Origin of the sequence: Vibrio sp. 10N.247.310.24, assembly GCF_041467175.1 — a bacterium.
Lineage (GTDB): Bacteria > Pseudomonadota > Gammaproteobacteria > Enterobacterales > Vibrionaceae > Vibrio > Vibrio tasmaniensis_A.
The window spans coordinates 1-12,610 of sequence record NZ_JBFSUD010000107.1; the positions used below are offsets into that span (position 1 = coordinate 1).

Here is a 12,610-nt window from a genome sequence, read left to right on the forward strand (position 1 = left end):
CTGATCAGATCGTAGGTTCTTGATTTAGTTCCATTGAATTACGCAACAAAGCCATTAATTATTCGTTGTTTTTTCGATTTTATGTACTATTTGATATACGATAACTGTTGTCATCCAATACCCAAATTCGAAACCAACCCTATGAAAATCGAAGATCTTAAGTTGTTCACCACCGTTGTCGAACTGGGTAGTTTTACTGCCGCCGCTAATGCTCTTGACCTTCCGCGAGCTAACGTTAGCCGTAGAATTAACGACCTTGAGAAATCTCTCGGCATTCAACTGTTCTTTAGAACCACACGAAGTCTCTCCTTAACTAAATCTGGCGAGCTCTATTACAAAGAACTACTCAATGCATTAAGTGCGCTCGACAAAGCAAACCATGTCGCTTCCAACCTGTCAGAGGTTGCACACGGACAAATTAAGATTGGTCTATTGCCTGAAACCAGCGATATCATGCAGTCGACTCTGTTTAAATTCCAAGATATGTATCCTAAAGTTGAGCTTGATATTCGCAACATTAGTAACGGCTTTGTCGACATGTACCGTCAAGGGTTAGACCTCGCTATGCATGGTGGTACGTTGAGCGATGCAAACGTGGTTGCCCGTAAAGTGATGGTTCTTCAACGTATTTTTGTCGCAAGCCCTGAATTTATTGAGAAACAAGGCAAGCCTTCAAGCCTAAGAGAGCTCACTAATTACCCATTTGTTTGCTTCAGGTGGCCAAGTGGGGACATCGATAAAGAATGGGACATCAAAGATCACACCATCAAAGTAGAACCTTCGGTCGTCAGTGACAGCATTGGCTTTGTTAAAGGCGGTGTTATTCGACATAGAGGTATCGCGTTGTTACCAGAACTTTTGGTGCGACATCAACTCAAAGACGGTAGCTTGATTAACCTATTCCCCGACGACAATCTTCAAAAAGAAGAAGCATGGTTGCTCTACCCTCAGCGTAAAGCGTTAAGCCATTCAGCACAGCTTTTGATTGATTTTCTATTACAAGAACTTCCAAAACTCTAGCCATTGTAATGAATATTGTGACAGTGTTTCACGAGCAGGCTAGATTATCCTAACGAAATAGAAAGATAGAATCGCTTCATAAATTCAAGAGGAGCAATCCATGAAGCCTATCTTTCAACATTCATCTATTTTTCAACGTTCGTCTACCTTTCAACAGGCACCTATATTCAAATATACAGTCATTGCACTAAGCTTAACCGCCCTGTTTGGCTGTAATGACTCTGAGGCGACTGCACCTCAAAAACAAGCTCGACCAATTCAAGTGATTCAACTTGAGCCTCTTTCACATACGGCTGAAAAGTCTTTTACTGGCAAGATACAATCATCGGAAACGGCTGGCGTTGCGTTTCGTGTGCCTGGCACTATTCAAAATATGATGGTCTCTGTTGGTGATTCAGTAAAGAAAGGCCAACCACTTGCTCAGTTAGACCCTCATGACTATCAAGTCGCGTTAGAAGAGTTACAAGCACGAGCTCTTGAAGCGAAATCTGCACACAAATTGGCGACATCCGAACTTGTACGAGTAAAACAAGCCATCGCTGATAATGCGATTGCCGATGTTAACTTAGACCGTGCAATCAGCGGGTACGAGCGAAGTGAAGCGGCGGTTAAAGTCGTAGAACAGAATATACGCCGTGCAAAAGATTCGATTCGTTATACCCAATTGCTCGCCCCTTTCGATGGTGTGGTTGCGGCATCCAATTTTGACCAGTACGAACAAGTAATGCCGGGCATCTCGGTGTTCACAATCCACAATCCAGATAAACTTGAAGTTAAAATTCAAGTACCTGAAAATTTGATTCATGAGTTCAAACCAAATCAAAGTTCTGTCATAGATTGGTATGGTTCAGAGACTAAACTAATTGGTTATGCCCCTGAAATTTCGACGTCACCTCACCCAATCAAGCAGACCTATGCGGTTACTTACCATGTCGACTCCACTGACAAATCGGTATTGCCTGGAAAAGCGGTCACATTGACGACTCAACTTGGAGAAGCGAGCAGTAATTTCTGTTTGCCATATTCTGCGTTAGTCAATCAAACGGGTATCGAGCAAGTATTCACGGTTAAAAATGAACAAGCTCATGGCGTGACTGTGGATGTGATTTCTATGTCCAAAAACACTGTGTGTGTTGAATCGACGCTCAACAATGGCGACTTCGTGGTCGTGAGTGGCGCGCAATACGTGGTGGAAGGACAATACTTCTCCAATATTCAAGTTAAAAGCCTGTAGGTGAACCATGATGAATCTAGCTGATTTTGCAATCAAACAACGCACCTTCATCCTGTTTTTCACTGCACTGAGTGTCATCGCAGGCCTGTTTTCTTATTTTGAGCTTGGAAAACTTGAAGACCCAAGCTTCACCATAAAAACGGCCGTCGTTGTAACGCTCTACCCTGGCGCTTCTGCGGAAGAAGTGGAACAACAAGTCACCGACACCGTCGAAACCAAACTCCAAGAAATGGCGACACTTAATCGGCTTCGCTCTTTATCCCGCCCTGGCATGTCGATGGTATTTGTCGACCTAAAAGAGTCTCTTAATTCAAAAGCTCTTCCTCAAGAGTGGGACTTATTACGCCGTAAAGTGTCTGATATGAAGTTATTGCTACCTTCGACTGCACAGATCAGTGTCGTACAAGACGAATTCTCTGAAGTCTACGGCATGCTTTTCTCTATCCACAGTAAAGATGCATCGCCAGCTGAGCTAAGACGTTACGCAGAAGAGCTCCAACGCAGAATTAAAACCGTCGATGGTATTAAGAAGATTGAACTGCATGGTGTTCAACCACGCGTTGTTCATATCGATATCCCCGATGAAAGGTTGGCGCAATACGGCCTATCTATCACACAAGTTTGGTCGCAGTTGAATACGCAAAACATGACGTTTGATGCGGGTAAGTTTTCAGTAGGTACTGAACGAATCCGAGTTCAACAGTCGAGTGAGTTCAGTTCGTTAGACGACATCAAAAACCTGATGATCAAAGGCGGCGTGAGTGAATTGGGAACCAGTTTAATTCGCTTAGGTGATATTGCTGACATCACAATGGGTTACCAAGAGCCAATGATGACAGAAAACCGCTACAACGGTGTACCTGCAGTCACGTTAGCGATGAGCCCAGTCACCGGCGTTAACGTGGTATCACTTGGCGATGAAATCAATCAGATCGTCAACGATTTTCAAACAACCTTACCACTAGGTGTTGATATTGCGACAGTTGCTAACCAACCTGAAGAAGTTCAGAAATCGATCGACAACTTCGTAAGCAACTTATTAGAAAGTGTCGCGATTGTATTTATCGTCTTGTCGGTATTCATGGGATTAAAAAGCGCAACCATCGTCGGTTCGAGCCTCCTGCTGACTATCTTGTTGACGCTTATCTACATGAACATGACTTCGATTGACTTACACCGAGTTTCTCTAGGTACTTTCATTCTTGCCCTCGGCATGTTGGTAGATAACGCTATTATCATCACCGATATGATGATTGTGAAAATCAACAAAGGCATCGACCGCACTAAAGCCGCGATTGACTCTGTTAAAGAGACAGCAACACCGCTCTTTGGTGCGACAGTTATCGCTATCATGGGTGCGAGCCCTGTAATTTTTTCAAAAACCGATGCTGCTGAGTTCGCAAGCTCGGTATTCCTTATCATCGCGTCGTCATTGTTACTGTCTTGGCTAGTTGCGATGACCTTCACGGCCTTGATGTGTTGGTTCTTCATCAAGCCAACCAAGCAAGCTGATAACACCAAAGTCAGCTTATACCGTAAGAGTGTCAACTGGACTGTCGATAATCCGCTTAAAGCATTGAGCGCCTTGGTTCCGTTGATATTAGTGACTGCATTAGCTATCCCGAACATTGCCGTTAACTTTATTCCACAAGCCGACAGACCGATCCTGTTCCTAGATTACTGGCTGCCGAACGGTGCCAAGGTTGAGCAAACCTCAGAAGACATGAAGCGAATCGAACAATGGTTGTTGGAACAGCCGGAAGTCGAAAGTATTTCAACCTATGTTGGCGCAGGTGCTCCTCGCTTCTCAGTGACTATAGAGCCAGAACCGTTCGATCCGGCCTATGGCCAGATTTTGATTAATGCGACTGATTTTCCGTCACTAAGCCCATTGATTGCACGCGGTGATAAATGGTTAATGGAAGAGTTTCCGAACGCAGACCCTCGCTTTAGAAGCTTAAAATTGGCGACGGCGGATAAATTCAGCGTTGAAGCTCGTTTCTCAGGCCCTGATGCCGAGGTCTTACATGGCTTATCAGAGCAAGCAAAAGCAATCTTCGCAGTACACCCGGACACCAAGTACGTTCGTGACGACTGGCGACAGAAAAGTAAAGTATTTGAGCCTGTCATCAACCAAGAAAAGATGCGCTCTGCAGGTATAAACCGTGCGGATATTGCGTTCGCGATGAAGCGAGCGTCAGAAGGTATGCCCTTGGGTCGTATGAACTTAAACGATGAACTGGTCACAATTCAACTGCGAGGCACAAAGAGTTCGATTCAGTCATTGGAAACGTTGCCCGTTCGATCTCTGTTGGGCATCCACAGTGTTCCACTTGGCCAAGTTGTCGATGGATTTGAATTAAGCAGCGAAGAAACCATGATTTGGCGCCGTGACCGTGTAAAAACCATCACAGCACAAGCAGGTGTCGGTCGTTACACCACACCAGCAGCGGTGAGGAACTCAATTAAAGATCAAATTGAAGCGATTCATTTGCCTGATGGTTATAGCCTTGAATGGGGTGGCGAATATTACGACGAGCACAAAGCCGTCAGCGATATTCTTAAACAGCTACCTAAAGCAATCTTGTTAATGATCATCATCTTGGTGGCGATGTTTAACGGATTCAAACAACCCGTGATTATCTTCACTACCCTACCGCTAGCAGCGACGGGTGCCACATTCAGCTTATTGCTATTGGATAAACCATTCGGATTTATGGCATTGATTGGCGCCGTAACCTTAACAGGTATGATCATCAAAAACGGCATTGTATTGATGGACCAAATAGAACTTGAACGTAAGAACGGGCGCTCACTATCTGACGCCATCAAAGAAGCAACCGTGAACCGCACAATGGCGATTTCAATGGGGGCACTGACTACAGCACTTGGCATGATCCCGTTGTTAAGCGACCTACTGTTTGACCAGATGGCGGCAACCATTATCGGTGGCTTAGCTGCAGCAACCGTGTTGTCTCTGTTTGTGATGCCTGCGCTGTACAAGCTTTTCTATCGAACTGAAGAAAAAAAGACAGTAGCAGAAGCAATCAAAGACGCCGTGATTGTGCTTGATGCAACACCTCAGCATTCAAACAGCGGAAATACAACTTCATTCAACAAGGAGCAATAAACATGCGTCCATTAACTAAGTTTAAAGTCGCTCCTATAGCGCTCGCTTTGTTGCTGACAGGTTGTGCTGTTGGCCCAGATTACGAAGAACCGCAAACGACTATCGCAGAGACGTTCTTATATAGCCAAGCTGATGTGAACCAAGACGGCGTGAGCCAAAACGAACAGAACAACCATTGGTGGACACAGTTCAATGATCCAACGCTCAATCAGTTAGTGGTCGATGTTCAAAGCCAGAACATCCCACTTAAACTGGCAGCTGAGCGAATCAACATGGCGAACTCATACAAAAGCGTGGTCGAATCATTCAAGGTTCCGACCATTAACGTCGGTGGTGGTTATTACAACTACCAACTGAGTGAGAACGACTCCCTACTCAGCCCGGTATTTGGTGCCTCTGATACGGTTGAGTCAGCAACGGGCATGTCGTTACTTGAAGCCCAGCACGATGGTCGGTTCTTCGGTGCGAGCATCGCGTGGGAAATGGACTTGTTTGGACGTATCGACAAACAATCCAACGCAGCGACGATTCGAGTTGAACAAGCCGAGATATTCCAATCAGGCTTGAACACCTTAGTCACTGCCGATGTCATTCACAACTACCTGCAATATCGTGGCGCGCAAGAGCGAAAAATGATCGCACTAGAGAACATAGCCGACCAAAAGCAGACTTTAGAATTAGTCACCAAAGTGGTTCGCAGCGGCTACGGGTCTGAGTTAGATCTTGCTCAAGCCAAAGCCATGCTTGCGGCGACTGAATCTATTGTTCCTCAACTTGAAATAGCAGAGCAAGTTCACAAACAACGTATGGCGGTGTTGTTAGGCGAATCACTCACGAGCGTAAACCAACGTTTAGTCGGTGAATTCACCCTTCCGCGAATGAACGATGTAATTCCGACAGGCTTACCTTCTGACTTATTAGAACGACGCCCAGATATCCGAATCGCAGAACGCGAAATGGCAGCCATTAACGAAGAACTTGGTGCAAGCATTGCTAATCGCTATCCAAAGTTCTTCCTAACGGGTACGCCAGGTGTGACGGCTGGGAGCTTTGATGATCTGTTCAGTAGCGACTCATTCGGTTGGGCGGCATCTGCCGGTATCAGTTGGAATGTATTCGATGGTGGCCGAGGCGAAGCCATGGTAGAAATGAACGAAGCAAGGTTCCGTTCTGCAGCGCTTAACTACCAACACTCTGTCGACAGCGCCTTTGCAGAAGTCGATTCAAGCTTGTTTGCCTATGGCCGTAGCCAAGAGAACCAAAAGCGCATCGATGAAGCTACCCTTGCCGTTGATAACGCGGTGAGCAAGGCAAAGTCGCTATACAAAGCGGGGCTAGTCGATTACTTGTCGGTGTTAGACGCACAAAGACAACAAAAAGCGATGCAAGATCGCCAAGTAGCCGCCAAGCTTCAAACCGCCAATACCACGATTGCGGTGTATAAAGCCTTAGGTGGAGATTGGAAAGTGGCGAACGAAACGCAGAGTGTCGAATTAGCTCACGTTAACTAGTCTTTCTGCTCTATGTTCTCTGCTGAATGTTCTTTGTTCTGTGGTGAATGATGTAATAAACGTAATAAAAAATACCGCCGTTGATTACGGCGGTATTTTTATGAATTCGTTAACTGGCTAATGAGCTGACCAACAAGATAACAAGATAACAAGTGACTAGGACTTAGATTCATCGTTGCTATCTGTGTCTACGGTTTTGATCAAAGGGCCTGCGCACTCGACAAAATCACCAATATCGAAAGTCTCAGGCGCATCGGCTCCACCCGTCACCCCAAAACTACCAGTAACCGTTGGCTCCTTATCAGTCTTATCTACGTCTAAAATGATCTCTACTTTATAAGTGTGACCGTCAGGAAGGAGTTTGGCACACTCTTCGAGTGTCGAAGCGTTAGCTCCCACGCTAAGACCGAATAAACACACCGCAAGTACACTACTTGTCATTTTCAACATCATAAAACCTCTCGAAGACTATAGAAACATCATACCAATAATCTGCAAATCTTCACGATAAACGTTGAGAAGTGAGTTCATAGTAACAAGGCCAACTAGCCCCAACCATGGGGAGCGCTTTCGCTATCATCATACTCAGCATGACAAACCGAGCACTTGAAGTAGCTAATTTTTGATTTTGATTTATGTGAACCCAATAACACGCCGAATGCAATATTTAGAATTCGTGACTTGAGGGTGTTTTTCTCCTGCTGTTTTAACTTCACTTCGGACGCGCTTAACCTGATGTGTGACGTTTTCTTATTACAGTTTCCACATCGTAATACAGTGTCATTTTCTTGCATTTCCCTATTCCTTTAAGCACGTATATAGACAATTTCGTTATAACCTAAGTTCGCTGACTGAATTAGGTTCCAAACCGACATTAATAAACAAACGCTTAGACTCAAAGCAAACTAAAGAACCGTCACGCCTTCAACTTCAATCACTGAGTTAACATTCGCTCGCTCGATTATCTTGAGTAACGTTGTCTGGATTAACTCATTATCTCGAATTTCTGTTTCGCAAGAGAAACGCTCCTCTTGAACACCATCGCTCTCACCCAACATAAATTGAACCGAAACTTCCGTTGCGAGATCTTTTGTCGTTCCGTAATACGCTAGCGTGATTTTTGGGTATCCGTTGTCGCCTTTTTTAACCTGCTTTGCGATGCGTTTTTTAGCTTTATCTAAATTCATACAACTTCCTTTAAGGCTGAAACTAAAAATGAACAAACGTCTGGTATATCGTAGTTTTACTATAAAGCATTACCACATCCACTACATGATTTTATGGATGATAATCCTCTTTTTCTTACGTTAGTTTTTCCACAAGAAACACAAAATTTCAATGAGTGGATATTGTAAATAGACGTCAAGATAACCAGCGGAACCCAGACCAATAATTCTGACCCATTACCACCTGAGCTATAGATAAAACCAATCGAGAAGATACCAAAAACAACAGACTGCAAAGTCCACAATGTTTGTTTGTACTTCGCACCTTTGATAATAAAAAACGTAAAAAAGCCAATTGAGCTACTGATAAGCCCATAAACCGCAAAACCTATAAAGGCTTCTTGTTGATTCATAACTCTCCCTGTCAACCTCACGTTTATGGTCCGAGCAACGCTACTGCCCCAAAACCATACGACCTTAAACATTAGTCAAACTTTAAACGAAAAGTGCCAAGCCTCGTAAATCACTTTTGAGTTATCTGTTCGTTAGCAGCTTTCAAGGCCGCATTTAAACCGTCTGTATCCTTACAACCAATGTAAACATGCTTTCCATTGCTTAGGCTTAACTTCAGCGCTGAACCTATCGATACATTATATAACCAACCATCGCTCAACATGCGGATGCCAATACCTTGATACCACTTGCTTTGATAAAACGATGTCTCCGTTATGTCTGACACTTCTACATTCTTACGCAAAAAACCAAAACCGAAATACCAGCTCAATGCATTGCCTTTGACCTCAATTGTCATGGAGAAAAAGAGCAAAGCAATTAACCCGTTGATGGCGTGAGCGATGAATGTTCCGGAGTTATTATCAGACGTAATGACAATGAAAGCACTTATCGAAACAAGGATGAGCAACAACCCCTTGTTGTATTCCTTACTATAAAACACAGTTATATCTCCTATAGACAACGAACAACCAATTACCTAGCCAACAGCTATCTTACTGTGGCCTTTCTAAATAATCGTGGCAAGTAATGAAAGCAGATTCCCCAAAACCAAGTAGCTTCACCTTGATACTACCGAATCAAAGTATCAAACCAGATAACCTTGTTCCGGATCTAAGCCTTGTTTGTAAAGCGTATCGAATCTACATTAGTCACTTGGCTATGCCTTGACCCATTCGGCTCGCAGGACAGCCAAAACTACGGTATCCCACCACCGCCCTTTGAAAAAACGATGCTCTCTAAAGTGCGCTTCTTTACGCATACCTAAAGACTTACAAAGCTTAATGGCAGGTAAATTCTTACTGATTGTCTCCGCATAAATGCGGTGTACACCCAATGTTGAAAAACCAAAATCAGCCAAAGCGAGAGCCGCTTCATTGCTTAACTTATGACCTTGATGCGATCTTGAAAACGCACACCCCATTGAAGCTTGCTGATTGTCTTCTAAACGCAAACAAACAGTACCAATGAACTGCCCTGTGCTCTTATATTCAACTGCGAGTTGATATGATTTCCTTGGTTCTTCAGACGCCTGGGCTATAAACAAGTTGGTTAACTCTTTATATTTAATAGGATCACAGTCACTTTCATCATAGAAACGCTGATATTTAGCATCTTGAGACATCGCTACGAAGGCATCTTCATCGCTAGGATTCATATCCCTAATAATCAGTCTCTTTGTCTCAATTTTAAACATCAAACGTTCCTTTTCATCTTTGTAAGCTAACGCCCAATAACGTAACCAAACACACTCAAATCTACCATCTAAATCACTAAAGCAAAGCCGAACTGCAACTGCAACTGCAACTGCAACTGCCAAGTGTTAACTGTCGGCTTAAATTACTCGCTATATTTCTTGATTTATAGCTTTCACCTGCTCAATTAGAGTATCGTATTCATACTCAATCCCTATTTGTTATGCCTGTTCTAACCCTTTCAGGGAGCTTGGTACTATTATTTTATGAAATGGCGTAACGAAGAACATATAGGTCTTACCAAACACATTGTTCACATGAACCACGGTATTTGCGTGAACAATTGCGGTTTCTCCTTCAGGCTCAATAAGAAAAGAAACTCGGACATTAAGATGTTTATCACAGTCTTCTAATACAACTTCATTCTCAGTTGAACTGACCAGTGTAAAAATGCCGACTCGTTCGCCTACTACGTATTCTGAACCTAATTTATCTCGGGATACATCTTGTAGACCACCCAAATTTTTTAAACCGAGTTTCGATACAACCCAGTTTCTCGTAGACATCAGAAATGCAATCCAAGTCGGTGTTTGAGTTGCTATTTCAAGAAATACTTCAATAGCAGTTTGGTTGTTGTATTTTATTTTTTTCGAAAAGCTATCACAGAAATATGAGTTTTTAGAATACTCGCTCAATAGTGACTTCTTGGGTATAGACATAAACTCTCCTTGATGATGAAAAGTCGACAATGCGCCATAGCGAATAATATGGGCTCCCCCTCCTGAGGAACTGCCACACTTAAGTGGGATTACACCGGAGGTAACATGTCTGATGATTCTTACTTCAGCGGTATCACTCTAACTAAAAAACACTTTAGCCTTCATGCCGCAGAGCAACATGGCAAGGCAATACTGAGAAGTCAGTTACCCGGTCTTAATTACTAATCCCATACTCGTTTTTTATACGGGCAATTCCTCATATGTACTGATTACTTTAACTGCACCGCTTAGATCATTTTTACCATTAAAGCTATGCTTAACAGCAATGACGTCACAGCCACTAGATTTACCAGCACGAATACCCGCTGTGGAATCTTCAAACACAATTGTTTGGCCAGGTGAAGCCGCTAATCTACCAAGAGCTAAAGTATAGGCTTCAGGATCCGGTTTATGCTTAGTTACATGCTCCTGTGTGATAACAAGGTCAAAAGCATTCTCTAGCTGCAACGAGGTTAAAATATTATCAACCATCCATGTTGCTGCTGAACTAACAACTCCACACTTTTTCCCTGCTAGTTTTAACTGTTCTATGTAAGTCTTAGCCCCAACATTTAGCTCAAGATCATCATTGAGCACCTGTTCGTAATAAGCTCGAAAGTGGCAATTAAACTCTTCTAAGTCAGGAGCAATATTTGCATTTTCAAAAAAGTGACCCGTTACAACCTGCCAACTTTCCCCCATAACATCTTTGTAAATGTTGTGGTCTACGTGTGCGCCATAATCTAAACAAGCTAATGCTAACGCTTTGCCCTTTAAAGGCTCTGAATTTACTAATGTTCCGTCCATATCGAACAGATAAACTTCGTAATCTTTCAATTCACTCTCCATGTTATATTTTTCAAGCTCGTATAAGCCTAGTTAACTAGTGAAAAATGCAACCAAACTAATATGACTACCTTACCCACAAAAGCCGACCATTACAAAAGTGCCGAGCGTTTTGGAATCCAGTTAAACAATCTATTAGGTGATGGCTACGATAGTAGGCAATAAAGTAGTGGCAACAAACTAGCGAGCAATAAGCTGTGCCCAACAGACGTACTCTCTAATTTTGTCACAATGGTTGATTTAGCAGACTCGTTTTCAATTAACGAACTAGCAGAAACGCCAGCCATGTTACTAGGGTCACTATATCCGACCTTATGACCGGAAAAAGACAAAAGTGAACCCAGAGCAAGAAGAATTAGCATTGAATAGAACGCATAATCACTAGAAAATGCTAGTTTCAAATAGCCTGTGAAATACTCGAAAGTAACCACAACTAGCAGTGCTAATAAATTTGATAGCACTATCAACCTTACGAATTTAAACATATTCCCTCTGATACTAATAGAACAGCTAACGTCCCAATAAACTGTGAGTGAACGTGTGCCATAATGAAGCGAAACGGAATCGGCACACGCTTATGAATCCGACTTAACTGCTTTGTGAACTGGCTTTTCTAGCGATCACTAAACCATGATTACTTGATCCCAAAGGCTTGCTTCATCGCAATTTGCTAAATGATAATCTAACCATGTCTGATATTGAGATGGCGTAAAGTTATTAACACCGTTAGATATGTAACGTCCAAATCCATCTGTTGCTGCGTGTCCAATTACATTAAACCCATTTTTGTTTACAAGATTTTCAATTTCACGAGGCGTTGCGAAATACCCGACCTTGAAAAAACTATCGGCTTTAGCGTTTGATACCGTGCCATGTTTATTTAACTCTAAAAGTACCTCCGGAGTGACTAGCTCTGGAAATTGTTGGGCAAACATACCAGCGACAAAGAAACGTGAAATATAGGCTATGGCTAGTACACCATTTGGCTTTAAAATCCTTAGTGCTTCATTAACCGCAAGCTCTCTTTCATGCAGAGTTTTTAGGTGGTACAAAGGCCCAAGAATTACACAAACGTCTTGAGAGCTACTTTCGATAAATGACACATCACAAGCATTACCCTCAAACACTTTTAACTCAAGACCTTCAGATTTTACTTTAGTATTTAAAATCTTCACTTGGTCAGGCGAGAGCGTGTCGCGCTGCTATTAAGATGAAGCGAGCCGTTGCGCTTATTCCCCC

Annotated in this window: 12 protein-coding genes and 1 pseudogene; 4 read left to right on the forward strand and 9 right to left on the reverse strand. The window is 43.0% G+C overall.

The window, feature by feature from the left end:
* Positions 1 to 141 precede the first annotated feature (141 nt).
* The 4 genes from AB6E08_RS21090 to AB6E08_RS21105 all read left to right on the forward strand — a co-directional run bounded on the left by AB6E08_RS21090 (position 142) and on the right by AB6E08_RS21105 (position 6,895).
* On the forward strand, positions 142 to 1,020 hold the full coding sequence (locus AB6E08_RS21090; RefSeq protein ID WP_017097827.1) for a LysR family transcriptional regulator: 879 nt from the start codon (positions 142 to 144) through the stop codon (positions 1,018 to 1,020).
* A 100-nt stretch (positions 1,021 to 1,120) separates the two neighbouring features.
* Entirely contained in the window at positions 1,121 to 2,254 is a 1,134-nt protein-coding gene (locus AB6E08_RS21095; RefSeq protein ID WP_017103066.1) for an efflux RND transporter periplasmic adaptor subunit, read from the forward strand.
* A gap of 10 nt (positions 2,255 to 2,264) precedes the next feature.
* Positions 2,265 to 5,384: an efflux RND transporter permease subunit gene (locus AB6E08_RS21100; RefSeq protein ID WP_372067637.1), complete on the forward strand. Its 3,120-nt coding sequence runs from the start codon at positions 2,265 to 2,267 to the stop codon at positions 5,382 to 5,384.
* Positions 5,385 to 5,386: 2 nt separating this feature from the next.
* Positions 5,387 to 6,895: an efflux transporter outer membrane subunit gene (locus tag AB6E08_RS21105; protein WP_017103064.1), complete on the forward strand. Its 1,509-nt coding sequence runs from the start codon at positions 5,387 to 5,389 to the stop codon at positions 6,893 to 6,895.
* 156 nt (positions 6,896 to 7,051) lie between these two features.
* Here the strand turns inward: AB6E08_RS21105 and AB6E08_RS21110 are convergent, their stop codons facing one another.
* The 9 genes and pseudogenes from AB6E08_RS21110 to AB6E08_RS21150 form a co-directional block, all read right to left on the reverse strand.
* Positions 7,052 to 7,348, reverse strand: a complete 297-nt coding sequence (locus tag AB6E08_RS21110; protein WP_017097823.1) for a hypothetical protein — start codon at positions 7,346 to 7,348, stop codon at positions 7,052 to 7,054.
* A 452-nt stretch (positions 7,349 to 7,800) separates the two neighbouring features.
* The gene (locus AB6E08_RS21115) at positions 7,801 to 8,082 is read right to left on the reverse strand and encodes a hypothetical protein (protein WP_009846780.1); all 282 of its coding nucleotides are present in this window, start codon (positions 8,080 to 8,082) and stop codon (positions 7,801 to 7,803) included.
* Between the two features lie 59 nt (positions 8,083 to 8,141).
* Complete coding sequence (locus tag AB6E08_RS21120; protein ID WP_009846781.1) at positions 8,142 to 8,474, reverse strand: hypothetical protein; 333 nt, start codon at positions 8,472 to 8,474, stop codon at positions 8,142 to 8,144.
* A gap of 110 nt (positions 8,475 to 8,584) precedes the next feature.
* Entirely contained in the window at positions 8,585 to 9,037 is a 453-nt protein-coding gene (locus tag AB6E08_RS21125; protein ID WP_372067629.1) for a hypothetical protein, read from the reverse strand.
* A gap of 195 nt (positions 9,038 to 9,232) precedes the next feature.
* Positions 9,233 to 9,769, reverse strand: a complete 537-nt coding sequence (locus tag AB6E08_RS21130) for a GNAT family N-acetyltransferase (protein WP_372067634.1) — start codon at positions 9,767 to 9,769, stop codon at positions 9,233 to 9,235.
* Positions 9,770 to 9,988: 219 nt separating this feature from the next.
* On the reverse strand, positions 9,989 to 10,486 hold the full coding sequence (locus AB6E08_RS21135; RefSeq protein WP_041472808.1) for a DUF2867 domain-containing protein: 498 nt from the start codon (positions 10,484 to 10,486) through the stop codon (positions 9,989 to 9,991).
* 240 nt (positions 10,487 to 10,726) lie between these two features.
* Positions 10,727 to 11,374, reverse strand: coding sequence for an HAD family hydrolase (locus AB6E08_RS21140; RefSeq protein WP_372067626.1), 648 nt, complete (start codon positions 11,372 to 11,374; stop codon positions 10,727 to 10,729).
* A gap of 143 nt (positions 11,375 to 11,517) precedes the next feature.
* Positions 11,518 to 11,856, reverse strand: coding sequence for a hypothetical protein (locus tag AB6E08_RS21145; RefSeq protein ID WP_102580039.1), 339 nt, complete (start codon positions 11,854 to 11,856; stop codon positions 11,518 to 11,520).
* Positions 11,857 to 11,959: 103 nt separating this feature from the next.
* Positions 11,960 to 12,561, reverse strand: a pseudogene (locus AB6E08_RS21150) (class I SAM-dependent methyltransferase); the annotation flags it as partial.
* Between the last annotated feature and the right edge of the window lie 49 nt (positions 12,562 to 12,610).